The organism is Pseudomonas sp. GW821-FHT09E04 (assembly GCF_059416185.1).
Genome location: NZ_JBWKOR010000001.1, coordinates 1,144,962 through 1,169,041, shown reverse-complemented (window position 1 = coordinate 1,169,041; position 24,080 = coordinate 1,144,962). Strand labels below are relative to the sequence as shown.

Genomic DNA, 24,080 nt, shown 5'->3' with positions numbered 1-24,080 from the left:
CGCCTAACATGGGGCCTCCCGATGACAACAATGGATGAAGCGTCATGCCCAACACCGCCGAGCGGATCAATATCGTCGACACTCAGGTGTTGTCCCACGACTGGTATCTGCTGAAGAAAATCACTTTCGACTACCTGCGCAACAACGGTGAATGGCAACGCCAGACCCGCGAGGTCTACGACCGTGGCAATGGTGCGGCAATTCTGTTGTTCAACCGCGAAAAACGCACAGTGGTACTGACTCGCCAGTTCCGTCTGCCGGTGTTCGTCAACGGTCACGACGGTTTGCTGATCGAGGTCGCTGCCGGGTTGCTGGAAGGCGCAGCACCGGAGCAGCGCATTCGCGATGAGGCCGAGGAGGAAACCGGTTACCGCGTGCATGACGTGAAGAAGGTGTTCGAGGCATACATGAGCCCGGGCTCAGTGACCGAGAAGCTGCACTTCTTCGTCGCCGAATATGACGCGAAGTCGAAGGTCGGCGATGGCGGCGGCCTGGAAGAGGAAACCGAAGAACTTGAAGTGCTGGAGTGGCGTTTCGACGATGCACTGGCAGCGTTTCATCGAGGCGAAATCTGCGATGCCAAGACCATCATGCTGTTGCAGTACGCGGCGATGAATCACTTCTTCGGCGCTTAAAACAGATCACCGGTCTTGCCGATGTCTGACCACTGGCCACCTTCCAGTGTCAGCAACCGCTCCTTGGCTTCAAGGCCTCCGGCAAACCCGGTCAGTTTTCCCGACGCGCCGATCACCCGGTGACAGGGCGCGATGATCGAAATCGGGTTTTTGCCGTTCGCCGCGCCGACGGCGCGCACTGCGCTGGGGTGACCGATCTGCCGGGCAATCTGGCTGTAGGTGCGGGTTTCGCCAAACGGAATGGTGAGCAACGCGGCCCAGACCTTTTTCTGGAACTCGGTGCCGGCGAAATCCAGATCCAGATCGAACGCACTTCGCGTCCCGGCAAAATATTCTTCCAGTTGCTGCGCGGTTTTCATCAACACCGGATTGTCCGGGGCTTCGTTCATCGGCCCGAGGCGCACCCGGTTCGGTTTGTCGTTTTCCCAGAGGATGGCGGCCAGTCGTGAACCGTTCGCGACCAGCTTCAACTCGCCCACGGGCGAGGGCAGGGTGATGAACGTGTAGGCCATGGGGAAAACTCCGGATCGGCTCGGCAACAGCGCCCAGCATACTGCCGGATCGGGGAGGCGCAAACCGTAATCGCGACCATACTGGCTGATGCTCTTGAAGCGCTTTCCTACCTTATAAAAAGAAGAGACCGACTCATGAAGTACGAACCTTTTGCCAAATCGCTGATTGCGACCTCGTTGGCGCTCAGCTGCCTCATGGCTCACGCCGCCTCGGTTGCCCCGGTCGCCGCCGAAAACGGCATGGTGGTCACCGCCCAGCACCTGGCCACTCACGTGGGTGTCGACGTGTTGAAAAGTGGCGGCAACGCGGTGGATGCGGCGGTCGCCGTGGGTTATGCACTGGCGGTGGTTTACCCGGCGGCGGGCAACCTCGGTGGTGGTGGTTTCATGACCATTCAACTGGCGGACGGGCGCAAGACCTTCCTCGACTTCCGCGAAAAAGCCCCGCTGGCCGCGACGGCCAACATGTACCTCGACAAGGACGGTAACGTCATTCCGGACCTGAGTACCCGTGGCCACCTCGCGGTCGGCGTGCCGGGCACCGTGTCCGGCATGGAGCTGGCGCTGAGCAAGTACGGCACCAAACCGCGCAAGGAAATGATTGCCCCGGCCATCAAACTGGCCGAAGACGGTTTTGCGCTGGAGCAGGGTGACGTCGAACTGCTGGAATACGCCACCGACGTGTTCAAGAAGGACATCAAGGATTCCGGAGCGATCTTTCTGAGCAACGGTGAGCCGATGCAGGTCGGGCAGAAACTGGTGCAGAAGGACCTCGGTAAAACCCTGCGCACCATTTCCGAAAAAGGTGCGGACGGTTTCTATAAAGGCTGGGTCGCCGACGCGATCGTCACGTCCAGCCAGGCCAACAAGGGCATCATCACCCAGGCTGACCTCGACAAATACAAGACCCGCGAACTGGCTCCGGTGGAGTGCGACTATCGCGGTTATCACGTCGTGTCGGCACCGCCGCCAAGCTCCGGCGGGGTGGTGATCTGCCAGATCATGAACATCCTCGAAGGCTACCCGATGAAGGATCTGGGCTTCCATTCGGCCCAGGGCATGCACTACCAGATCGAGGCGATGCGCCACGCGTATGTGGATCGCAACAGCTATCTGGGCGACCCGGATTTCGTGAAGAACCCGATCGAACACCTGCTGGACAAGAACTACGCGACCAAGCTGCGCAACGCGATCCAGCCGCAGAAGGCCGGCGTGTCTGCGGAACTCAAACCCGGCGTTGCGCCGCACGAAGGCAGCAACACCACGCACTACTCGATCGTCGACAAATGGGGCAACGCGGTGTCTGTCACCTACACCCTCAACGACTGGTTCGGCGCAGGCGTGATGGCGAGCAAGACCGGGGTGATCCTCAACGATGAAATGGACGACTTCACCTCGAAAGTCGGCGTGCCGAACATGTACGGCCTGGTGCAGGGCGAAGCCAACGCCATCGCGCCCGGCAAGGCGCCGCTGTCGTCGATGAGCCCGACCATCGTGACCAAGGACGGCAAGGTGGTGATGGTGGTGGGCACGCCGGGTGGCAGTCGCATCATCACGGCAACCTTGCTGACCATGCTCAATGTCATCGACTACGGCATGGGCCTGCAGGAAGCGGTCGATGCGCCGCGTTTCCACCAGCAGTGGATGCCGGAACAGACCAACCTCGAAGACTTCGCCGCCAGCCCCGACACGAAGAAGATTCTCGAGAGCTGGGGCCATAAGTTCGCGGGTCCGCAGGACGCCAACCACATCGCTGCGATTCTGGTCGGTGCGCCGTCGCTGGGCGGTAAACCGGTCGGCAAGAACCGCTTCTACGGCGCCAACGATCCACGGCGCAACACCGGGTTGTCATTGGGTTACTGAGAAGGGTAAAAAGGGGGCGGGCACACGTCCGCCCCTGTCTCAAGGACCGATCAAGGAAGGCTCACCATGACCACCGCATTGCTGATCATCGATGTCCAGCGCGCCCTGTGCACAGGCGAATACGAGTGCCACGACATCAAACGGGTGATCGACACCATCAACGGCCTCAGCGCCCGTGCCCGCAAATCCGGCATTCCTGTGGTGCTGATCCAGCACAACGAAAAAGACAGCCCGCTCGCCCACGGCGCCGAGGGCTGGCAACTGGCTGACGGCCTGGCAACCGCGCCGGGCGATCTGCGCGTCGACAAGACCGCCAACGACTCGTTCTACCAGACCAACCTGCAGAAACTGATCCCCCGGGAAGACTTCGACCGCCTGGTGATCTGCGGCCTGCAAACCGATTACTGCGTCAACGCCACCGTGCGCCAGGCCCATCAACTGGGCTACGACGTGGAGTTGGCCGCCGACGCGCATTCCACCGTCGACAACGGCAACATGAGCGCCGAAGACATCATCGCCGAGCACAACAAGGACTGGGCGCACCTGACCGGTTCCGTGGCACGGATCGATGTGAAGCCGGCGGCTGACATCGCGTTCTGATGCTCTTTTGCCGAAGCCCCCGGTTGTCTGCCTGCAACCGGTGAAAAATCCAGAGCATCGATAGCCCGGGCGCGGCATACTGCCGCCGCCTCAGGAATGGAATCTGTCGATGCTCGCTTTCAATCTCCGTCACGCCTTGCTGCTGACGTCCCTCGTTTTTGCTGCCAACACTTACGCTGCCAGTTTTGACTGCGTTGGCGCTTCCAGCCCGGTTGAAAAAGCCATTTGCGCTGATCCGTATACGTCGAGACTTGATGAGAAGCTTGGGGGGCTTTGGCAGACAACGTTGGCGCAGGTGGCTGACCCGCAAGCGCTCAAGGACGACCAGCGGCAGTGGCTGAAGAACCGCAAGGGCTGCGACCAACAGATGGCCTGTCTGCGTCGGGAATATCTGATGCGGATTGCCGAACTTGAGTACGCCGCCAAGCCGTTCAATTGGGACTCTACCTGGCAGCTCATCCCAGGAAGCCCTTCGTCAGCCGCAGAAATAAAAACCAAGCGGCGCGACGCGACGCATATAAATTTTGATGTTTCGGCAGCGGAGGGCGGTAACTCCGGCAATCTGGAAGGCGTTGCTTCGTTGAAGGGGAAACAGGCCGATTACGACGAAGAACAATGTTCGCTGAGTTTTACGGCAATCAACGGAATACTCCACGTGATGCAGGACGGTGCCGATGCCGACTGCGGCGGTGGGATGGGTGTTTATTACGCCGGCCGTTATGTGGCATCCGACGAACCCTTGAAGCTTGATTACGATTTGCTCAGCCTCGGTTTGGCCCGTTCAACTGAAGAAAACGAAACGTTGCGCACATTGCTCAAGACTGACTATCAATTGCTGGTGGAAATATCCGGCTCAATGATGACTGGCGACCCCAGTGCCGATGTGCCGGGCAGTCAAATGGTGGAGATGTGGATGCGTGGTCTGGGCAATACCGCGATGTTCATGAGTGCGCCAGACAATCAGTTGTGGGTAATGGTGATGGCCTACGACGGACAGGGAAAATCCCGTGTCCGTTACTACACCAACGTGCCGCAATGGAAGACTCGTTTACCCGATGCCATGCAGGCCTGGTACAAGCAGAAGTCGGCTGAAGGAACGCTGCCGCTGGATTTCATGCCCTGACTCTTCAAGTCGCAAACATCAACCTGCGAGCATCACTCACCGGCTCGGACACCACACCGCCCAACACCAACCGCGTAATGGTATCCGCCGCCACCGCATAATCCTCATCCTGCGGCACTTCCCGCCCGGTGATGCGCCCCATCTGCCAGCCGATATTGGTGTAGGTGCGCGTCGCCGACCAGATGAACAACATCAAATGCTCGGGATCGACCGGGGCCAGCAAGCCGCGTTCGATCCAACTGCGCAGGCACTCGACATTGCGCCTGGCTTCGGCATGCAGCAGGTCACGGCATTCGTCAGGCAACTGGTGACCGCCCAATAGCAGTTCACCACTGAACACTTTGGCAATCGCCGGATGCTCGCGGGCAATGCGGATGCGCGCGGCGACGTAGGCGCGCAGGCCGATCAGCGGGTCATCACTTTCGCGCAGCACCGCCGAGGCTTCCAGCAGCGGCTCGACGAAGCCGAGCAGCACTTTGCCGTAGAGGTTTTCCTTGCTCTGGAAGTAGTAATACAGATTGGCCTTGGGCACCCCGGCACGGGCGGCGATGTCGCGGGTCTGGGTCGCGTCAAAGCCGTTGGCGGCAAACTCTTCGCTGGCGGCTTTGAGGATTTGTTGCTGGTTGCGTTCGCGGATGCTGCTCATGGACGGCATGGAAGGTCTGGCCATTTCGGGCTCGCAATATACAAAACTATATAGCGGTTAAGCCAGCGAACTCGACAGACAGCGCTATGCTGGTGCAACCATTTGAATCGATCGGGAAGGGGATATGAGCCTTCAGGCACTGCGCGCCCACGTGGAGCATCTGGATGCGGTAGCCGAACTGTTCGACGGTTATCGCGGTTTCTATGGCCAGCCGTCGAACCTGGCGCAATCGCGGGCCTTCATCGCCGAGCGCATGGCCGGCAATGAATCGGCGATTTTTCTGGTTGAAGATGAACGCGGCGAAGCGCTGGGGTTCGTGCAGCTGTACCCGACGTTTTCTTCGATAGACGCCCATCGCACCTGGCTGCTCAGCGACCTGTTCACCACGCCGGCCGCCCGAGGCCGTGGCGTCGGACGATTGCTGATGAACACTGCACGCGACTTCGCCGTGGACACCGGCGCCAAGGGGCTGGTGCTGGAAACCGCCACCGACAATTTCACGGCCCAGGGCTTGTACGAGTCCCTCGGTTGGGTGCGTGATACCGGGTATTACACGTATGTGCTGGACCTGCGGCAGGGCTGATCCGCTCAGCCGGCCTGAGCCAGCAATCGCTCGATCTGCGCCAGTTCCCAGGTGCTGAGCAGGCTGACCGGATCGGTGCCGAAACGTTGAGTCGTGTCGAGTGTCCACACACGGTCTTCCGGACACCGGCATTGCAGGCAGTGGTGCAGGCGTTGGCCGTCAAAGTCGAGCGACAGGTGCCAGCCGTCGATATCGACCGACATCTGGCCTGGCCCGGTTGCCTGCGCGAGACGCCGTAACGGGCAAACTTCCAGCGCCGCATCGCGCAAGCGCTGGCAGACTTCGCGGGTGGATAGAGGTGACATGTTCAAACCCGTTGATCAACGAAGCCCGCAAGCATAGAGCGCCAACCCGTCCCTGTCAGCGATCACTGGCCCGTGCCCGGGCATTTGCGTAACATCCGCAACCCTCTTTTTCCCGCGAATGCAGTGGCCGCCCGTGTCGGCCGCTTTGTCAGGTAAGCCATGAAACCGATTCGTCTGCGCGCCGATGTCCTGGCCGGACTCACCACCTCGTTTGCCCTGTTGCCCGAATGCATTGCGTTTGCGCTGGTGGCTCACCTCAATCCGCTGATGGGCCTGTACGGCGCCTTCATCATTTGCACGCTGACCGCGTTGTTCGGCGGCCGGCCGGGCATGGTGTCCGGGGCGGCCGGTTCGATGGCGGTGGTGATCGTCGCGCTGGTGGTGCAGCACGGCGTGCAGTATCTGCTGGCGACGGTGTTGCTTGGCGGGTTGATCATGATGGCGTTCGGGTTGTTGCGCCTGGGCAAACTGGTGCGCATGGTGCCGCACCCGGTGATGCTCGGGTTCGTCAACGGTCTGGCGATCATCATCGCGCTGGCACAGCTGGAGCATTTCAAGAGCGGTGAGCAATGGCTCAGCGGCACGCCGTTGTACCTGATGATCGGGCTGGTGCTGCTGACCATGACCATCGTCTACCTCCTGCCGCGCCTGACCCGCTCCGTGCCGCCGGCATTGGTGGCGATCCTCGGCGTTGGGGCGCTGGTCTATCTGCTTGGCCTGCCGACCCGCACCCTCGGCGACATGGCGCAAATCGCCGGCGGTCTGCCGACGCTCGCGCTGCCGGACATCCCGTGGACGCTGGACACCCTGCGCATCATCGCGCCCTACGCGATTTTGATGGCTATGGTCGGCCTGCTGGAAACCCTGCTGACCCTCAACCTCACCGATGAAATCACCGAAACCCGTGGCTACCCGGATCGCGAGTGCGTGGCGCTGGGCGCGGCGAATATGGTGTCCGGTGCGTTCGGCGGCATGGGTGGTTGCGCGATGATCGGCCAGACCGTGATCAACCTCAGTTCCGGCGGGCGCGGGCGGTTGTCCGGGGTGGTGGCGGGGGTGTTGATCCTGCTGTTCATTCTGTTTCTGTCGCCGCTGATCGAGCGGATTCCGCTGGCGGCGCTGGTGGGGGTGATGTTCGTGGTGTCGCAGCAGACGTTTGCCTGGGCCTCGTTGCGGGTGCTGAACAAAGTGCCGCTCAACGATGTGCTGGTGATCATCGCGGTAACCACCATCACGGTGTTCACCGATCTGGCCACGGCAGTGCTGTGCGGGATCATCATCGCGGCGCTGAACTTTGCCTGGCAGCAAGCGCGCGAGTTGTACGCCGATGAACACCTGGAAGCCGACGGCAGCAAACTCTACCGCCTGCACGGCACGCTGTTTTTTGCCTCGACCACGCCGTTCCTCAATCAGTTCGACCCGGCCAGCGACCCACAGCGGGTGACGCTGGATTGCCGGCACCTGAGCTTTGTCGACTACTCGGCCATCGCTGCGTTGAAAACCCTGCGCGAACGTTACGCCAAGGCCGGCAAGCAATTGCAGGTGTTTCACCTGTCCGAGCGCTGCAAGAAACTGCTGAAACGCGCCGGGGTCGATCACGACTGAGATCGACCCCGGTCACTGATCAGGCATCGATGGCCGGGAAATCGATGTCGGTCAGCGCCACGTTGTTGAGGTAGTTGGTCAGGGTCTGCGCGGCGACGATGGCGATCACTTCGATGATCTTCTTGTCGTCGATGCCGGCAGCGCGGGCGGCGGCGATCTGTTCATCGCTCAGATGGCCACGGGTTTCCGTCAGTTGATGGGCGAGGGCGGCGAAGGCGTTCAGCCGACCGTGACGCGCCTCGACAATCTCCTGCGCTGCCAGCCCGGCCTTGCTGGCAAACAAGGTGTGCGCCGTCAGGCAATAATCGCAGCCGTTGACCTGCGACGTGGCGAGGTACACCGCTTCTTTTTCCTTGGCGCTCAGGGACGTCTTGCCCAGCGTGGCGGAGATTTGCACGTAGGCATCGAGTGCGGCGGGCGCAACAGCCAGGGTCTTGAACAGGTTGGGCAGGAAGCCGATTTTTTTCTGCACGCCTTCAAGCGTCGGGCGAGTGGCGTCAGTGGCGGTTTCGAGGCTGACAGGGACGATGCGGCTCATGGTGATTCTCCGAAAGTCCGGTGCGAAGTGCGCCGGGGATGGAGGTCATGTTATTGAGCGCAACTGGTGCTTTGGGTGCAAATCGTCGAGGATATGCGACAGATCGTCCAAATCTTCCGTCGGGGATTCTTCCATGGATCGCTTGTCCACGTTGCTCAGCCATTTCGGCGTCAATGCCGGCACCTTCCACAGCGGCACCTTCTGCGGCATCAGTGCCTACGGTGGCGATCAGGTCTGCGGCCATGTGCATCTGTTGCAGGCCGGGCAGGTGCTGCTCAAGCCGGGGAATGACCCCGAACTCACGCTCAGTGAACCGACCCTGATTTTCTTCCCCCGACCGTTTGCCCACCGACTATTCGCCGACGAGGCCATGAACACGCAACTGGTGTGCGCCTCGCTGACGTTTGATGGCGGTGCGGGCAATGCGCTGGCGGCGGCATTACCGGATTATCTGGTGCTGAAACTCGGCGATCTTCCTGAAATGGCCAGCACCCTGGAGTGGCTGTTCAAGGAAGCGTTCGACGGCCACTGCGGGCGCGAAGCGGTGATGGATCGGCTGTTCGAGTTGCTGGTGATTCTGCTGCTGCGGCATCTCATCAGCAGTCGCGACCAGCAGCCGGGCATGATGGCGGGGCTGGCGGATCCGAAGATTTCCCGTGCGTTGAGCCTGATGCATGACCAGCCGGCCAAGGCCTGGAGTGTTGCCGAACTGGCAGCGACCGCACATTTGTCCCGTGCCGGTTTTGCCGAGCACTTCCGGCGAGTGGTGGGGCAGACGCCGGTGGATTATCTGGTGAGCTGGCGAATCAGCCTCGCGCAGAAACGTCTGCGCGAAGGGCGGCCGATCGCCCTGATCGCCGAAGAAGTCGGCTATGAAAGTCCTTCGGCGCTGGCCCGGGCGTTTCGGCGCAAGACCGGGCTCAGTCCACGGGAGTGGAAAGCGGGAGTGAGTTGAAGGTCATTTGGCGAATTTCTTCGCCCCGGCGACGCACAGGATCACGCCCAACGTGACCACCAGCATGCCGACGCTGACCTGTTCATGCAGCAACGTCGCCGCCAACGCCAGGCCGAAGAACGGCTGCAACAACTGCAACTGCCCGACTGCCGCAATCCCGCCCTGGGCCAGGCCGCGATACCAGAACACAAAACCGATCAGCATGCTGAACAGCGAAACGTAAGCCAGGCACACCCATGCCGACACGCTGATGCCGCTGAACGAGGCAGGCGCCCGCCATACGCTGAGCACGGCCATCACCGGCAACGACAACACCAGCGCCCAGCAGATCACCTGCCAGCCGCCGAGGGTGCGCGACAGTTTTGCGCCTTCGGCATAACCGAGACCGCAGGCGAGGATCGCCGCCAGCATCAACAGATCGCCGGTGGGCGAGGCGGTCAGGCCTTGGGAAACCGCAAAACCGACCACCAGCGAACTGCCCAGCACCGAAAAGATCCAGAACACCGGACGCGGCCGTTCACCGCCGCGCAACACGCCGAAAATCGCTGTCGCCAGTGGCAGCAATCCTACAAACACAATGGAATGCGCCGACGTCACGTATTGCAGCGCTAGGGCGGTCAATAACGGGAAACCCACGACCACGCCCAGCGCGACAATCAACAACGAGAACCACTGATCCCGCGCCGGGCGTCGTTCGCGAAACAGCCATAACAGGCACAGCGCCAACACCCCGGCGATGGTGGCGCGGATGACGGTGAGGAACACCGGGTCGAATTCCAGCACCGCCAGCCGCGTGGCCGGCAGTGAACCGCTGAAAATCACGACGCCGATGAAACCGTTGATCCAGCCACTGGTTTTTTCCAGGACCGGTGCGGGCAGATTCGTGGTTCGTTCCATGTTGGGTCACGCTCAAGAGTGGGGTTGCTTGTGGCTCATCCTAGGGCTGAGAATCAGCACAATCAAAGAATTGTCATGGATACATCCCGACATGCCGCGCTCTCGTTACAAGACCCTCGTTGATACCTATGCCGCCGATATCCGCAGTGGTCGCCTGCTACCCGGTACGCGTTTGCCGACCCACCGGCAACTGGCCGCCAGCGAAGGGCTGGCGCTGGTCACGGCGTCGCGGGTGTACGCGGAGCTTGAGGCGATGGGCCTGGTCAGCGGCGAAGCGGGGCGAGGTACGTTTGTGCGGGAGACGTCGCTGCCGCCGGGGCATAGCATCGATCAGAAAGACGTGGCGGTCGGCATGGTCGATCTCAATTTCAACTACCCGTCGTTGCCCGGTCAGGCCGAGTTACTGCGAACGGCGCTGCGGCAACTGGCGCTGTCCGGCGACCTCGAAGCGCTGCTGCGCTATCAACCCCACGCCGGCCGAGTGCACGAGCGCGCCTCGGTCGCCCGGCATTTGCAAACCCGTGGCCTGAAGGTCGATGCCGGGCAAGTGCTGATCGTCAACGGCGCGCAACAGGGGCTGGCCGTCGCGCTGATGGCGTTGTTCAAGCCCGGTGATGTCATTGCCGCCGATGCCTTGACCTATTCCGGCTTCAAGGTGCTGGCCGAAGCGTTGCACCTGGAAGTGGTGGCGATTCCGGTGACCGATCACGGGCCGGATTTGCCGGCGCTGGAGCGACTCTGCCGCAGCCGCTCGGTGCGTGCCGTGTACAGCATGCCGACCCTGCACAATCCGCTCGGCTGGGTCATGTCCCTTGATCAGCGCGAACAGATGGTGGCGATTGCCCGACAGCATGATCTGACGATCATCGAGGACGCGGCCTACGCCTTTCTGGTCGATAACCCGCCGCCACCGTTGGCCGATCTGGCAGCGGAGCGGACGATTTACGTCTCGGGGCTCTCGAAAAACATCGCCACCGGCCTGCGCGTCGGCTTCATCGCCGCGCCGCTGCAAACCGTCCCGGCCCTTGAGCGCATCATCCGCGCCACCACCTGGAACACTCCGGGCGTCATGACTGCCATTGCCTGCGGCTGGCTCGACGACGGCACCGTCACGGTGCTCGAAGCGCAAAAACGTCACGACGCTCGGGCACGTCAGGTGCTGGCGGGCGAGATACTCAAAGACATTGCACACATTGGCCATCCGTCTTCGTATTTCCTCTGGCTGCCACTGCCCGAGGACGCGCGCGCCGATCAGGTCGTGGTCGAGTTGATGCAGCAGCAGATTGCAGTATCGATCGCCGAACCGTTCGTGGTTTCGGCGCACGTCCCCCACGCGATCCGGATTGCCCTGGGGTCGGTGGATATGGATGTACTGCGGCAGGCGCTGATAAAAGTCCGGCAGGTGGTGGGCGCCTACCACTAGCCGAAGCCCTTTCGGATCGCCACAAAATGCTACCCTTGCGCCGCCCGATTTACGCCAGTCCGGAACCAGCAATGAAAAAACGCGCCTTACTGACCCTCGCCCTGATCCTCAACGCAGGCCTGCTCAGCACGCCCGCCCTGGCGGCGGGCGACGCCGAGGCCGGCGCCAAAATCTTCCCGCGCCTGTGCGGCGGCTGCCACCAGGTCGGCGAATCCGCCCGCCCCGGATTCGGCCCGGAACTCAACGGCATCATCGGCCGCCCGGCCGGGACGTCGGCGAACTACGTGTACTCCGACGCCATGAAGAACTCCGGCGTGACCTGGAACCGTGAAACGCTGACGGCGTATCTGAAGGACCCGAAGGGCGTGGTGCCGGGGACGCGGATGATCTTCTGGGGGCTGAGTGATGAGGAGAAGATCGATAATCTGTTGGCGTATCTCCAGACCTTTTCCCAGCCATGAAGACCCTTTGCGGGAGTTGCGCAAAGCAGCTCCCGTGTGACGTCTGCGTTCAAACCTCGCGCTCGGCCTGCCCCGCAAACCACCCCATCACCACCCCACACGCCGGATGCGAAGCCGCTGAAGGCTGCAAGCACAACGAGTAAATCCCCCCGGTTTTCAGTGGTTCCCCGAACGGCACCACCAGCACGCCACGCTCGATGGATTCTGCCGCCAGCGTCATGTCCGTCACCGCCACACCCAATCCCCGCGCCGCCGCATCCAGTGCCAGTTCATCGAGGTTGAACGGGATGTGCCGGTAATCCTCCAGCGGTTTGCCGTCGTTCGCGGCCAGCCATTCGATCCATGCCTGGCGATCTACCGAGCGATGCAGCAGCGGGAAGCGCAGCAACGCGTCCACTGAGCGCGGTGCTCCGGCCAGATTCGGGGCGCACACCGGCACCAGCGTTTCCTGAAACAGCGTCAGGCAATCCGGATCGCTTGATGCTGTCGGCAAATAAAGGATGTAGGCATCGCTGTCGCCGGTCGGTTCGACGACTTCGGTGGCGACGGTTTCGATGGCCAGCGAGACCTCGGGATGGCGCAGATAAAAGTCGCTGAGTTTGGGCAGCAACCAGCGCACCGCCAGCGACACGTGCATGCGAATGCGGAACGGACGTTTCTGCGGCGTGAGGCGTTCTTCAAGGGTTTTCAGTTGCTCAAAGATGCTCCGTGCGCTGGCCAAAACCTGCTCGCCTTCCGGCGTCAGGTGCAGGTTGCGGCTGGTGCGCACGAACAGCGCCACGTTGAAGTGACTTTCCAGTTGCTGGATCTGCCGGCTCACGGCGCTTTGGGTCAGGCACAACGTCTGCGCTGCCTGAGTGAAGCTGCCGCATCGGGCGACTTCGACCAGTGCCTGCATGGCTTGTAGGGAAGGGACGTGGCGAATTTTATCCATGCGTTTTCAGAATGGCTCGATGATTTCTTAGCGTTGGTGAGGCGTTCGAAGACCTTATAGATTCTAGCTCTGGCGGCGATCTTCACAACACGGGCATGCGATTCACGCATGGCCATCAGAAGAAGGCAAGTCGCCGAACGACAGTCGAACGAGGTGATGCATGGACAATATCTGTGGCTGGATCGCGCAAGCCGGAAACTCCCCGGCACGCGGTCGCCTGAGCGGAGCGCAAAAAGCCGACTGGCTGGTGATCGGGGCCGGCATCACCGGGCTCAGCGCTGCGCATAACCTCGCGCAACTGCATCCCCAGGCGCGGATTGTGGTGGTGGATCGGCAATCGGCGGCGCAGGGCGCGTCGGCGCGCAACTCGGGTTTTGTCGTCGCCCATGAACACCCGGCCGACAGCGAACTGATCGGCGCCGCAGGTTTTGCCGGGTTTGAAGTCGACACGGCGATTTCCCGCGCCGCCAGCGAAGAAGTCCGCCAACGCATTGCCCGACACGGCATCGACTGTGACTTCCGCGACAGTGGGTATTTCTTTGCCGTCAACGATCCGGCCAAGCTCAATCAGGTCGACGCGAAACTGGCCACGCTGCGCGCCCTCGGTGCCCGCGCCGAGTTTCTGCAAGGCGAGGCGCTGAGCCAGAAGCTCGGCACTCGCCACTATCAGGCCGCGATCTGGTGTGGCAATGGCAATGCGCTGCTGCAACCAGCCAAGTACGTGAAGGGCTTGCTCAATGCGCTCCCGGACAACGTCACGGTATTCGAGAACACCGACATTTCGGGTCTTGAGCGTGTCGGCCAGGGGCATCTACGCGCCCAAGGTGCCGAAGGCAGTATCGAGGCGAAGCAGGTGCTGGTGTGCCTCAACGCCTTCATTCCCCGCGTCGGCATCAACGACAGCGCCACGTTCCCGATGGAGTTGAGCGCCAGCCTTACGCGTCCGCTCACGGATCAGGAGTTCGCGGCCATCGGTTCGGTCGAGCCGTGGGGCGTGCTGTCGACCCGGCCGCTGGGCGCCACCGTGCGGTTGACCCCGGATCGTCGGGTGATGATTCGCAACACCGCCGAATACCGCACGCGGGACCTGTCCAACAGCGAGCTGGTCCTGCGTCGGCAACACCATGTGCGCGGTCTGCAACGGCGTTTTCCGTTCTTGGGCGAGCAAGACATTCGCTACACCTGGACCGGTCACCTGAGTGCGACCCGCAGCGGCCAGGCGTATTTCGACCGGGTTGAGGAGGGCGTTTTCGCCGTGGCCGGTTGCAACGGCTCGGGCGTGGCGCGCGGAACCCTGTGGGGACGGCTGTTGGCGGAGCTGGCGTCGGGCATCGACTCGCCCTTGTTGCAATCGGTGATGCAACGGGCCGAACCGGGCTGGCTGCCGCCGCGACCTTTCTTCGATATCGGTGCCATGCTTCGCATGCGCGTGGAGGCGATCAGGGCCAGAACAGAAATCTGAAATTCCGCACATCCCACAAGAACAAAAACCACTCAATTCAGGTGACAGAACATGCGCGTCAATACACTTTCCCTGGCGGTCTTGCTCGCAACAGCTTCGGCGGGCGCTCTTGCCGACGAAGCGGTCAACATTTCCAACTGGAACGGCTACATCGCCGACGACACCCTGGCCAACTTCACCAAAGACACCGGCATCAAGGCCACTTACGACATCCATGACAGCAACGAAGTGCTGGAGTCGAAGTTGATGACCGGCAATACCGGTTACGACGTGGTCAGTCCGTCGAACCACTTTCTGTCGCGACTGATCAAGGCCGGCGCCATCCAGAAACTCGACAAGTCGCAACTGCCCAACTGGAAGAACCTCGATCCGCAGTTGATGAAAAAACTTGAAGTCAACGACCCGGGCAATCAATACGGTTATCCGTACATGTGGGGCACCGCCGGCATCGGTTACAACGTCGAGAAGATCAAGGCGATCTTCGGCAACACGGACGTTACCCGCTCGTGGAAGATGTTCTTCGAAGAGGACAACATCAAGAAGTTGAGCCAGTGCGGCGTGGCAATCATCGACAACCCGACTCAGGTACTACCGATCACCCTCAACTATCTGGGCTTGCCGCCACACAGCCATGAACCGGCGGATTACAAAAAAGCCGAAGCGGCCTTGTTCAAGATTCGCCCTTACGTGCAGTACTTCCATGCGTCGAAGTACATCAGCGATCTGGCCAACGGCAACGTCTGTGCGGTCATCGGCTTCAACGGCGACGTGGTCCAGGCGGCCGCCAGTGCCAGGGAAGCGAAAAACGGTATCGATATCGCCTACTCGATCCCGGACGAAGGCACGACGTTGTGGTTCGACATGGTGGTCATGCCCAAGAACGCGCCCCACGAGAAGAACGGCTACACCTACATGAACTATCTGCTTGAACCCAAGGTGATCGCCAACATCAGCAACAGCATTCACTACGCCAACCCCAACGCGGCTGCCAATGAGTTCCTGACACCGGCGGTGAAACAGGATCTGGCGATCTATCCGCCGAAAGAGGTGATGGACAAATTGTTCACCGTGGAAGAGTTGCCGGCGGCGATTGCCCGGTTGACGACGCGGTTGTGGACCAAACTCAAGACCAACACTTGAAGTTGAAGAGGTAACGCTGTCGGCGATTAAACCGACAGCGTTACATGAAACACGCTTCATGAAATATTGTCAGGTTGATACCAATGTGCCACTGCCTCCAGTAAAGTGTGCGCCGCCCGAGAGATGGATCCCGGGCTTATACCCATGGAGTCTTGAAGTGAAATACCTCAGCAAAGTAGTCGCCGCCGCACTGTTCGGTGTGGTTCTGGCAGGTTGCACCGGCACCGCGATGAACACCAAACAATACGACAGCAGCCAATACACCGTGATTGGCCACAGCGAAGCGACCGCCACCGGCCTGCTGCTGTTCGGCATTATCCCGATCCGTCAGAACAGCCGTTTCGTCCGCGCCCAGGATGCCGCGATCAAAGCCCGTGGCGGTGACGCGATGATCAACACCCAAGTCCAGGAAAACTGGTTCTGGGCATGGGTTCTGACTGGCTACACCACCAAGATCTCCGGTGACGTGGTCAAGCTGAGAACCGCTCAGTAAGCGACGGTTGGATGTGAAAAAGCCCGGCTGATCAGGCCGGGCTTTTCTTTTTCTTGCGATTGGGCCGTCAAGTCATGCGACGCGGCGTTCCATCAGACGATCCGAACCACCTTCAGCAACACGGCGTTCCATCAGACGATCCGAACCACCTTCGGCAACACGGCGTTCCATCAGACGATCCGAACCACCTTCGGCAACGCGACGTTCTTGCAGACGATCCGAACCACCTTCGGCAACGCGACGTTCTTGCAGACGATCCGAGCCACCTTCGGCAACTCGACGTTCCAGCAGACGATCCGAACCACCTTCGGCAACGCGACGTTCTTGCAGACGATCCGAACCACCTTCTGCTACACGGTGTTCGATCAACCGATCCGAACCGCCTTCGGCGATCATGGTGTGAGCGGGTTTGGCTGCAAAAGCGTTGACTGCAAGAACCGAGAAAGCGATGCCGAGAAGGATTTGGCGTTTCATGATCGTGTGCTCCGGGGTGTTGTTTGTTTGGTATGGAGCCGATCTTACGCCCGGGATTTTTTATGAGAACTTCATTGACGTGATGGTGACTATCGACGCCAGCGATGGATGCCTGAGCCCCGATTCACGGGGCTGTCGCGCGAACGCATAGCTCCCCGGTGGCGCGGGTCAGGGCCAGTTCGTGCAACCCGTCATGAGTCAAACCGCTACGCGCCTTGGCCAGCCATACCGGGCAATTCGGGTCGCGGCGGTAGGGCGTGAAGTCGGCGTATTGCTGCAACAGGCGGGATTGCAGCTCATCCAGGCGCGGCCGAATCTGCTTGCCCAGATCCGGGCGCGGTGTGTCCGGCGCGGCACCCGCCGCTTGCCACTTCGCCAGCAAACCGTATTGCACCAGCTTGTTGGCTTCCATCTGCGCGGCGATCAACTGCGCCACGTCTTCTGGATCAAGCTTGCGTTCAGTGGCCAGCGTTCGGGCGTTGGCGATGACCTGGGCTTCGCGGGGACTGTCCTGGATCGGCTTGCCGCTGTCCCACTTGGTCAGGGCGACGAGATCGCCGATGTTCAGGCGTTCGTTCAGGGTGCTCAGCAGGCTTTGCAGCGATTGGGGCGCTGGCGTCGGGGCGGCGTTGGCTGTCGTCGCCAGAACGGCAAAAAGGGTAGAGGTCAGCAGGGTCGGGACGCGGGACATGGGATCGGTTCACTTCCATTTTGGGCAAGTGGTGGAGATTACGAAGTTTTAATGCAAACGGGTACGACCTGAAGCGCTTTGCATACCTTAGACTCTCCCCATCGCTCCCACCCGAGACGGACCCTCAATGCAAAACCCCGCCCAAAAACCCCTCTGGCAAACCTACCTGCTGTTCCTTGCCCCGATGGTGCTGTCGAACTTCCTGCAGTCGATGTCCGGCACGGTCAACAGCATCTACATCGGCCAGATGCTCGGCACTCAGGCGCTGGCGGCGGTATCGGGGATGTTTCCGATCATCTTTTTCTTCATCGCGCTGGTCATCGGTCTGGGCGCCGGGGCGGGGGTGTTGATCGGCCAGGCGTGGGGCGCGCGTGAGTCGCATATGGTGAAGGCGATTGCCGGGGCGACGTTGTTGCTGGGGGTGTTGATCGGGCTGGTCGCGGCGGTGCTGGGCAGTGTGTTTGCGCGTCAGGCGTTGCAGGGGTTGGGGACGCCGGCGGATGTGCTGGACGATGCGGTGGCCTATGCCCGCGTGATGATGTGGACCTTGCCGTTTGTGCTGGTGTACGTGCTGTTCACTCAGCTGTTGCGCGGGGTCAGCGACACGCTGTCGCCGATGCTGGCACTGCTGCTGTCGACCGTGGTCGGTCTGGCGCTGACCCCTGCGTTCATTCGCGGATGGCTGGGCTTGCCGCAGCTGGGGATTCAGAGCGCGGCGTTCGCCGGGCTGGCCGGTACGCTGGCGGCGATGGCATGGCTGGCGTGGAGCCTGATCCGCAAGGGCCATCCACTGGCGCCGGACCGGGAGTTCTTCGGGGCGTTGCGGCTGGACGGCGAGATTCTCGGCAAGGTGTTGCGCATCGGTCTGCCAACCGGGGTGCAAATGATCGTGTTGTCGCTGTCGGAGCTGGTAATTCTGGCGCTGGTCAACCAGCACGGCTCCCAGGCGACGGCGGCGTATGGCGCGGTGACGCAGATCGTCAACTATGTGCAGTTTCCAGCGCTGTCGATTGCAATCACCGCGTCGATCCTCGGCGCCCAGGCGATTGGCGCCGGGCGGCTGGAGCGGATGGGCCCGATCCTGCGCACCGGGCTGTGGATCAATGTGTGCCTGACCGGTGGTTTGATCGTGCTCGGTTACCTGTTGTCGCACTGGCTGCTGGGGCTGTTCCTGACCGAGGACTCGACCCGTGCGATGGCCGAGCACTTGCTGCACATCATGCTGTGGAGCCTGTTGATCTTCGGCTTCCAGGCCATCATCGGCGGGATCATGCGCGCCAGCGGCACGGTGCTGGTGCCCGTCGCGATCGCGATCATTTGCGTGGTCGGCGTGCAGTTGCCGGCGGCGTACTGGCTGGACGGGCAGTTTGGCTTGCAGGGTGTGTGGATGGCGTTCCCGGTGGCGTACCTCGGGATGCTGGTGCTGCAGACGCTGTACTACAAACTGGTCTGGCAGCATCAGAAGATCGAGCGGCTGGTTTGACGGATCGCAACTGATCGAGCGGCCCGATCCGCAAAGGGTTGTCCTGTGAGGGACAGCCCTTTTTTGTGGGCGGCGGGAGGGGTGTCAACGCGGATTGCCGACCCGAATCAGTGGCCGACGGTGCTGCCAAGGCAAGGCCTGTTCGAGCTGCCCGGCCAGGCGCAACAACAGGTCATCGGCGCCGAAGCGTGCGGCAAATTGCAGGCCTATCGGCAGGCCGCTGCCGGACATGCCCAGCGGCAGTGAAATTGCCGGGGTTCCCGCGACATTGAACACCGGCGTGAAGGGCGAGTGCTCGAAGACCCGCGCCGTCCATTGCCGCCCGTTCATGGTTTCGGCGCCTTGGTTGTAGGTGCCGATGGCCTGGGGCAGGTGCGGCAGGGTCGGGGTCAGCAGTACATCAATGTCCTCGAACCACGCGGCCACCTGACGGGCGATGCTGTTGCGCACCTCCAGCGCAGCGGCGAAATCCGTGCCGCGCGATTGTTGGCCGAAGGCGTAGCAGGCGAGGGTGGCCGGTTCCAGGGTGCTGCGATCGACGGGGCGCCGGGTTGCGGTGGCGAGATGGTCGATCCAGCGCACCAGGCTGGCACACCAGATATGCACGTTGGCTTCGACGAAGGCGTCCCACGACAAACCGAGCGGTGCCCGGACGGTTTCAACCTGATGGCCGAGGGATTCAAGCTCGCGGGCAACACGAGTGGTGGCATCGCTGATCTCGGGATCGACCCTAGCCCCGTTCCACGGCGTGTCGAGCAAGCCGATGCGCAACCGCCCGGGATCGCGGCCGACCTGAGACAGAAAGCCTTCGGCCGGTGCCACCGTGTAATAAGGATCTCCCGGCGCACAGCCCTGCACCACATCCATCAGTGCCGCGCTGTCGCGCACCGTCCGCGACAGGCCCAATTGCACGCCGAGCCCGGCAAACACTTCATCCATCAATGGCCCGTGGGAGCTGCGGCCGCGCGTCGGCTTGAGGCCCACCAGACCATTGAAGGCTGCCGGAACGCGGATTGATCCAGCCGCGTCGGTGGCATGGGCGATGGGTACGATGCCGGCGGCGACAGCCGCGCCGGCGCCACCGCTCGAGCCCCCAGCGGAAAGTTGCGGGTTCCACGGATTGCGGGTCGGGCCTTGCAGGACGGAGTCGGTTTCGGTGCTGAACGCCATTTCCGGGGTGGTGGTGCGGCCGAGGGTGATGAGCCCGGCGGCGTTGAAGCGTTGCATCAGCGTGGAATCGCTTTCTGCGACCAGGCCCTGCGCGAGTCGGCTGCCCAGTTCATTACGTCGCCCGGCCGCAGTGATCGCCAGGTCCTTGATCAGAAACGGCACTCCGGCCAACGGGCCACTGCCGCTGGCAGCCGTCGGCGTCCAGTGTTCGATGATCGCGTTGATCGATGGGTTGACCTGTTGTATCGCTTCGATGGCCAGTGTGGCCAGCTCATTGGCGTGGACTTCGCCGGACGCAACCAACTGCGCGAGGCCTATGCCATCGTGTTCGGCGTATTCGTTGAGATTCATGGGTATCACTCCGAGAGGGAGCGTCGATATTAGGTCGCAGGGTCTCAGCTGATTAGCCCATAATCGCGGCATGAAATGTGCCATGAGTGGCACAATCCATTGTCCTCAGGCAGGCCCGAAATGATCCGCGATTTGAACGACACGCTGGTGTTTGTCTGCGTGGTGCGCCTCGGCAGTTTCACCGCCGCCGCCCACGCCTTGCAGATTCCGAAAACCACGGTCAGCCGCCGGGTGCGCGAGCTGGAGCAGGCCATCGGTGTGCAACTGCTGCGCCGCACCACCCGCCAGTTGAGCCTGACCGAGGCGGGCGCGGTGTATTACGAGCAGTGCAAAACCATCGCCGACACCCTCGAACACGCCGAACGGGCCGTGCATCAATTGCGTGACGGGCCGCGTGGCTGGTTGCGGGTAACGGTACCGTTTTCATTCGGGGTGAGTTGGTTTGCACCGTTGCTGGCGGGGTTTCGTCAGGCGTACCCGGAAATTCGCCTGGAGATTCTGGCCTCCCACGTACCGATGGATCTGGTGGGCGAGGAGATCGACGTGGCGCTGCGGCTGGGAGCATTGCCGGACTCGAGCCTGATCGCCCGGCGGCTGGCCAGTTTCCCCACAGGTATTTACGCGGCCCCGGCATACCTCGCGCATCACGGTACGCCGCAAACTCCGGAAGAATTGCTTCACCATCAAACGTTGACGCTGCATCAGGCCCGGCGCGATGTCGGTTATGTCTGGCCGTTGCGTCGGGAAGGGGCGCGCCTGAGAGACTATCGAGTCGAGCCCACCATCCTCGCCAACGACCCGGCGCTGTTGCACGACGCATTGCGGGCAGGCGAAGGGCTGAGTCTGGGAATGGACCTGAGCATGAAAGCCGATGTGCAGGCCGGACGCCTGATCCGGGTTCTGCCGGAGTGGATCGGCCCGCCGCAGGATCTCAACGCGGTCACGGCTCGCGAACATCTGCCGTCGCCCAAGGTGACGGCGCTGATCGGTTACTTGAAGGCGCGCATGAACGGTGAAGTGGCATAACCGCCCGATGTTTGCTTAAGTCAGTCGAGACCCACCGAGGCACCGGAGCATCCCATGTCGATTCGATTGTTGTTGGTTGCTGTGTGTTGCCTGATCCTCATGCCGGCGGCGCAGGCGGTGGAGTACACCCGGGTCAATACCACCGCCAGCCAGATCAGTTTCACCTATAACCAGATGGGCTCGCGGATGTACGGCACGTTCGGCAAGTTCGACGCGACGCTGGACTTCGACACCGAGCATCTGGGCCGCGCCCACACTACGTTGCACATCGACCTCACCAGCATCGATGCCGGCAGCGAAGACGCCAACACGGAGCTGGTGAAACCGGCGTGGTTCGACACGCAAAAGTTTCCGACGGCGGTGTTCGAATCGACCCGTTTCAGCCGGGTCGATGAAAACCATTACCTGGTTGCCGGCCGACTCACGCTCAAAGGTGTCACCCGCGAGGTGCAGGTGCCGGTGCAATTGAAGCCGGACAGCAGCATCGGCATCTTCGACGGTGAACTGGTGCTCAAGCGCGACGCATTCGGCCTCGGTGCCGGGGAGTGGGCCGACACCGTGGTTTCGAACGACATCGCGATCAAGTTCAAGGTCGTTGCACCGGCGCAGTGACCGGCCTCAATACGCCCGCCAATGCCCCGGCACCCAGCGCCATTGGTTGCCGGCCCAGCGGTAATGACCGGCGACCCAGTGATAACCCGGCGCAGGCATTACCGGGACCACTTCGACGATCGGTGGTGGCCGGTGCGGGCGGACCGGTTCGACGACGCAGCCCGACAGAGTGATTGCCACGAGTGAGGCAGCGAGCAAGGTTTTCAGGGTTTTCGACATGACGATGTTCCTGGTGGATGACGTGGGCGGGCAGGCGAGCAATCAACGCACCCAATGACCTTCAATCCAGTACCAGTTCGGCCCGCGGGCCTGCCAGTGGCCCGGTTTCCAGCGTGCGCCGTGACGCACCGGTTGCCAGTGTCCCGGCACCCACGCGTAACCTCGGCCTTCCCAGCGCCAATGGCCCTGATCCCAGGCATAACCGGGCCGTGAACCGGGCATCGGTTCCATACGCATCGGTGGCGGGGCTTCTCGGATGATGATTTCGGGCTGGGCAAACACCGGGGTACTGGCCAGCGCGGCCAGTGTCAGCGGCACCAGCAGCAAGGCTTTTCGCCATTTGAACAGGGAACGCAGAACGTTCATGACAACTCCTCAGGGCCTGCGTCGGGAAATGAACGCAGCTGAAGAATTGGACGCCAGATCGGCGAAAGATCCGTTCTCGGGCAGATGAAATTTTTGTCAGGCTTGCACAGGGTATGATGTCGCGGTTCGCCGGTCGCTCAATCCGCCCGGCAGCTTGTGTTTTACCGCCGGAGTTCACCCGCCATGCCCCGCATCACCCACTACAAATCCCCGTGCCCCGAGAGCGTCAACAGCCAGATCCTGCAAATGGTGGTCGACTACCTGACCGACATCAGCGCGATCGGTCTGGGCCCGAGCAACCTGCTGTACAACGTCTATCAGTACGCGGTCGGCTACGAGGTGCATTTGTATCTGGAGGCGTTGAACGGCGAGAAGGGCACCGAGGTGGAACTGCTGGTGGCCACCGACGACGAAGACCCGGAGCAGGTGATCGGCTTCCTGTTGTACTTGCCGGTGCAGGGCGATTGGGAGGCGTGCAACGTGGCGTACCTGGCGGTGCAGCAGCCGTACCGCCGTCAGGGCGTGGCCCGGGCGTTGATCGCCGACATGCTGACGCGTTACCCCCATGCCGAGCTGACGTGCAGCGTGGGTAAAGTCCCGTATTTCGAGGCGCTGGGCTTTGAAGTGCTGGGCCAGTTGGAGACCCAGGTGCTGATGAGCACCCGGCATTACCGCAGCAACGGCTTGCGCGGTTTTATCGACACCACGCCGATCTACCGCTCGCTCGAAGTGCAGCAGATCCACACCTACCTCCTGCAAAAGCACGGCAAACGGGCGATGGTCGATGCCGAGAAACAGCGCGACCGGCATCTGGATCAAGTCACGCGGCACACCGAAGAATTTGTCCGCCAGCGTCTGACCGTTCACTGATCCGGCCAACGGCAAAAAGCCCTTGTTGCGATGACAGCAACAAGGGCTTTTTTGTGCCTGGGATTTCAGGACAGCTTCACGTTCATGGTGATTCGCGCCGTGAACACCTTTTTGCCTTCTGCGTCGTGGATGTCCACCGGCACGATCTTGTCGCCTTCGGTCTGCCAGTCCAGCGCTTCGCCATTGGCCACGGCGGTTACATCGGATTTGGCTTTGGCGAGGTACTCGACGGTCATGCCTTTGGGAATCCAGCGTGCACCGGCGGGAATCGACACGTCGGTCATCATCCCGGCCGCCAGTTCGGCGGCGTTGCACATGGCAATGGCGTGCACGGTGCCGAGGTGGTTGGTGATCTCGCGGTGAAACGGCACCTGTACCGTCGCCGAACCTGCGCGCAGTTCGCTGACCAACGGATTGATGCTGCTGAAATACGGCGCGACCTGACAGGCCATCTGGCTGAACGCTTGGGGGCCGGCGCTGGTGAACATGCTGAGAAACTGACTCATGGTTAAGCCTCGCGATTAGGAGATTTAAAGAATAATGTTCCGTAACAGAATATTGTTCTGTAACGGAACGGTATTCTGTCCGTGGGAAATCTGTCAACCTAGGCGCGTTTCGATTACCGGCACGGGCGTGCCTTTCA

At 61.6% G+C, this 24,080-nt stretch carries 28 protein-coding genes; 16 read left to right on the top strand and 12 right to left on the bottom strand.

What is annotated here, in order from left to right:
* Positions 1–44 precede the first annotated feature (44 nt).
* On the top strand, positions 45–635 hold the full coding sequence (locus AC07N4_RS05340; protein ID WP_096822633.1) for an NUDIX domain-containing protein: 591 nt from the start codon (positions 45–47) through the stop codon (positions 633–635).
* On the opposite strand, the gene AC07N4_RS05335 is transcribed toward AC07N4_RS05340, so the two are convergent.
* Positions 632–1,147 carry a methylated-DNA--[protein]-cysteine S-methyltransferase gene (locus AC07N4_RS05335; RefSeq protein ID WP_102622699.1) on the bottom strand — a complete coding sequence of 172 codons (516 nt, stop codon included), beginning with the start codon at positions 1,145–1,147 and terminating at the stop codon, positions 632–634. The genes AC07N4_RS05340 and AC07N4_RS05335 overlap by 4 nt on opposite strands.
* A 135-nt stretch (positions 1,148–1,282) precedes the next feature.
* Between AC07N4_RS05335 and ggt the strand changes: the two genes are divergently transcribed.
* The 3 genes from ggt to AC07N4_RS05320 all read left to right on the top strand — a co-directional run bounded on the left by ggt (position 1,283) and on the right by AC07N4_RS05320 (position 4,733).
* Positions 1,283–3,010 carry a gamma-glutamyltransferase gene (gene ggt, locus AC07N4_RS05330; RefSeq protein ID WP_102622698.1) on the top strand — a complete coding sequence of 576 codons (1,728 nt, stop codon included), beginning with the start codon at positions 1,283–1,285 and terminating at the stop codon, positions 3,008–3,010.
* A gap of 66 nt (positions 3,011–3,076) precedes the next feature.
* Complete coding sequence (locus AC07N4_RS05325; protein WP_408984683.1) at positions 3,077–3,610, top strand: cysteine hydrolase family protein; 534 nt, start codon at positions 3,077–3,079, stop codon at positions 3,608–3,610.
* Between the two features lie 109 nt (positions 3,611–3,719).
* Positions 3,720–4,733: a lysozyme inhibitor LprI family protein gene (locus AC07N4_RS05320; RefSeq protein ID WP_493065122.1), complete on the top strand. Its 1,014-nt coding sequence runs from the start codon at positions 3,720–3,722 to the stop codon at positions 4,731–4,733.
* Between the two features lie 4 nt (positions 4,734–4,737).
* Here the strand turns inward: AC07N4_RS05320 and AC07N4_RS05315 are convergent, their stop codons facing one another.
* A complete protein-coding gene (locus AC07N4_RS05315) occupies positions 4,738–5,379 on the bottom strand; it encodes a TetR/AcrR family transcriptional regulator (RefSeq protein WP_102622717.1) in 642 nt (213 codons plus the stop codon).
* Between the two features lie 124 nt (positions 5,380–5,503).
* Here AC07N4_RS05315 and AC07N4_RS05310 point away from each other — a divergent pair, with 124 nt between their 5' ends.
* The gene (locus AC07N4_RS05310) at positions 5,504–5,962 is read left to right on the top strand and encodes a GNAT family N-acetyltransferase (protein WP_102622695.1); all 459 of its coding nucleotides are present in this window, start codon (positions 5,504–5,506) and stop codon (positions 5,960–5,962) included.
* A gap of 5 nt (positions 5,963–5,967) precedes the next feature.
* Here AC07N4_RS05310 and AC07N4_RS05305 read toward each other — a convergent pair whose 3' ends face one another.
* Positions 5,968–6,267 carry a DUF7693 family protein gene (locus tag AC07N4_RS05305; protein WP_102622716.1) on the bottom strand — a complete coding sequence of 100 codons (300 nt, stop codon included), beginning with the start codon at positions 6,265–6,267 and terminating at the stop codon, positions 5,968–5,970.
* Between the two features lie 159 nt (positions 6,268–6,426).
* Here AC07N4_RS05305 and AC07N4_RS05300 point away from each other — a divergent pair, with 159 nt between their 5' ends.
* On the top strand, positions 6,427–7,872 hold the full coding sequence (locus AC07N4_RS05300; RefSeq protein WP_493065121.1) for a SulP family inorganic anion transporter: 1,446 nt from the start codon (positions 6,427–6,429) through the stop codon (positions 7,870–7,872).
* A gap of 19 nt (positions 7,873–7,891) precedes the next feature.
* Here the strand turns inward: AC07N4_RS05300 and AC07N4_RS05295 are convergent, their stop codons facing one another.
* Positions 7,892–8,410: a carboxymuconolactone decarboxylase family protein gene (locus AC07N4_RS05295; protein WP_493065120.1), complete on the bottom strand. Its 519-nt coding sequence runs from the start codon at positions 8,408–8,410 to the stop codon at positions 7,892–7,894.
* 133 nt (positions 8,411–8,543) lie between these two features.
* On the opposite strand from AC07N4_RS05295, the gene AC07N4_RS05290 reads away from it, so the two are divergent.
* Complete coding sequence (locus AC07N4_RS05290) at positions 8,544–9,365, top strand: cupin domain-containing protein (RefSeq protein ID WP_102622040.1); 822 nt, start codon at positions 8,544–8,546, stop codon at positions 9,363–9,365.
* A gap of 3 nt (positions 9,366–9,368) precedes the next feature.
* Here AC07N4_RS05290 and AC07N4_RS05285 read toward each other — a convergent pair whose 3' ends face one another.
* The gene (locus AC07N4_RS05285) at positions 9,369–10,262 is read right to left on the bottom strand and encodes a DMT family transporter (RefSeq protein WP_493065119.1); all 894 of its coding nucleotides are present in this window, start codon (positions 10,260–10,262) and stop codon (positions 9,369–9,371) included.
* A gap of 91 nt (positions 10,263–10,353) precedes the next feature.
* Between AC07N4_RS05285 and AC07N4_RS05280 the strand changes: the two genes are divergently transcribed.
* Together AC07N4_RS05280 and AC07N4_RS05275 are read left to right on the top strand one after the other, a co-directional pair.
* A complete protein-coding gene (locus tag AC07N4_RS05280; RefSeq protein ID WP_493065118.1) occupies positions 10,354–11,685 on the top strand; it encodes an aminotransferase-like domain-containing protein in 1,332 nt (443 codons plus the stop codon).
* Between the two features lie 71 nt (positions 11,686–11,756).
* Positions 11,757–12,146, top strand: coding sequence for a c-type cytochrome (locus AC07N4_RS05275; protein ID WP_493065117.1), 390 nt, complete (start codon positions 11,757–11,759; stop codon positions 12,144–12,146).
* A 49-nt stretch (positions 12,147–12,195) separates the two neighbouring features.
* Here AC07N4_RS05275 and AC07N4_RS05270 read toward each other — a convergent pair whose 3' ends face one another.
* On the bottom strand, positions 12,196–13,080 hold the full coding sequence (locus AC07N4_RS05270) for a LysR substrate-binding domain-containing protein (protein WP_273535918.1): 885 nt from the start codon (positions 13,078–13,080) through the stop codon (positions 12,196–12,198).
* 160 nt (positions 13,081–13,240) lie between these two features.
* Between AC07N4_RS05270 and AC07N4_RS05265 the strand changes: the two genes are divergently transcribed.
* From AC07N4_RS05265 to AC07N4_RS05255, 3 genes are all read left to right on the top strand, one after another.
* A complete protein-coding gene (locus tag AC07N4_RS05265) occupies positions 13,241–14,542 on the top strand; it encodes an NAD(P)/FAD-dependent oxidoreductase (protein ID WP_493065116.1) in 1,302 nt (433 codons plus the stop codon).
* 51 nt (positions 14,543–14,593) lie between these two features.
* Positions 14,594–15,682 carry a polyamine ABC transporter substrate-binding protein gene (locus AC07N4_RS05260; RefSeq protein WP_273535910.1) on the top strand — a complete coding sequence of 363 codons (1,089 nt, stop codon included), beginning with the start codon at positions 14,594–14,596 and terminating at the stop codon, positions 15,680–15,682.
* Between the two features lie 157 nt (positions 15,683–15,839).
* A complete protein-coding gene (locus tag AC07N4_RS05255) occupies positions 15,840–16,175 on the top strand; it encodes a hypothetical protein (RefSeq protein ID WP_102622033.1) in 336 nt (111 codons plus the stop codon).
* Positions 16,176–16,247: 72 nt separating this feature from the next.
* On the opposite strand, the gene AC07N4_RS05250 is transcribed toward AC07N4_RS05255, so the two are convergent.
* Positions 16,248–16,649 (bottom strand): hypothetical protein, encoded by a 402-nt coding sequence (locus tag AC07N4_RS05250; protein WP_493065115.1) that lies wholly within the window; start codon positions 16,647–16,649, stop codon positions 16,248–16,250.
* A gap of 124 nt (positions 16,650–16,773) precedes the next feature.
* A complete protein-coding gene (locus AC07N4_RS05245; protein WP_493065114.1) occupies positions 16,774–17,340 on the bottom strand; it encodes a chorismate mutase in 567 nt (188 codons plus the stop codon).
* A 127-nt stretch (positions 17,341–17,467) separates the two neighbouring features.
* On the opposite strand from AC07N4_RS05245, the gene AC07N4_RS05240 reads away from it, so the two are divergent.
* Entirely contained in the window at positions 17,468–18,823 is a 1,356-nt protein-coding gene (locus AC07N4_RS05240) for an MATE family efflux transporter (RefSeq protein WP_493065113.1), read from the top strand.
* An 84-nt stretch (positions 18,824–18,907) separates the two neighbouring features.
* Here the strand turns inward: AC07N4_RS05240 and AC07N4_RS05235 are convergent, their stop codons facing one another.
* Positions 18,908–20,344, bottom strand: coding sequence for an amidase (locus tag AC07N4_RS05235; protein ID WP_493065112.1), 1,437 nt, complete (start codon positions 20,342–20,344; stop codon positions 18,908–18,910).
* Between the two features lie 120 nt (positions 20,345–20,464).
* On the opposite strand from AC07N4_RS05235, the gene AC07N4_RS05230 reads away from it, so the two are divergent.
* The gene (locus tag AC07N4_RS05230) at positions 20,465–21,370 is read left to right on the top strand and encodes a LysR family transcriptional regulator (protein ID WP_493065111.1); all 906 of its coding nucleotides are present in this window, start codon (positions 20,465–20,467) and stop codon (positions 21,368–21,370) included.
* A gap of 54 nt (positions 21,371–21,424) precedes the next feature.
* On the top strand, positions 21,425–21,982 hold the full coding sequence (locus AC07N4_RS05225) for a YceI family protein (RefSeq protein WP_493065110.1): 558 nt from the start codon (positions 21,425–21,427) through the stop codon (positions 21,980–21,982).
* 6 nt (positions 21,983–21,988) lie between these two features.
* On the opposite strand, the gene AC07N4_RS05220 is transcribed toward AC07N4_RS05225, so the two are convergent.
* Together AC07N4_RS05220 and AC07N4_RS05215 are read right to left on the bottom strand one after the other, a co-directional pair.
* Positions 21,989–22,201, bottom strand: a complete 213-nt coding sequence (locus AC07N4_RS05220; RefSeq protein ID WP_096822609.1) for a YXWGXW repeat-containing protein — start codon at positions 22,199–22,201, stop codon at positions 21,989–21,991.
* 42 nt (positions 22,202–22,243) lie between these two features.
* Entirely contained in the window at positions 22,244–22,567 is a 324-nt protein-coding gene (locus tag AC07N4_RS05215; RefSeq protein ID WP_273540555.1) for a YXWGXW repeat-containing protein, read from the bottom strand.
* Between the two features lie 183 nt (positions 22,568–22,750).
* On the opposite strand from AC07N4_RS05215, the gene AC07N4_RS05210 reads away from it, so the two are divergent.
* The gene (locus AC07N4_RS05210) at positions 22,751–23,437 is read left to right on the top strand and encodes a GNAT family N-acetyltransferase (RefSeq protein ID WP_096822607.1); all 687 of its coding nucleotides are present in this window, start codon (positions 22,751–22,753) and stop codon (positions 23,435–23,437) included.
* A gap of 65 nt (positions 23,438–23,502) precedes the next feature.
* On the opposite strand, the gene AC07N4_RS05205 is transcribed toward AC07N4_RS05210, so the two are convergent.
* Entirely contained in the window at positions 23,503–23,943 is a 441-nt protein-coding gene (locus AC07N4_RS05205; protein ID WP_096822606.1) for a hotdog fold domain-containing protein, read from the bottom strand.
* Positions 23,944–24,080 lie beyond the last annotated feature (137 nt).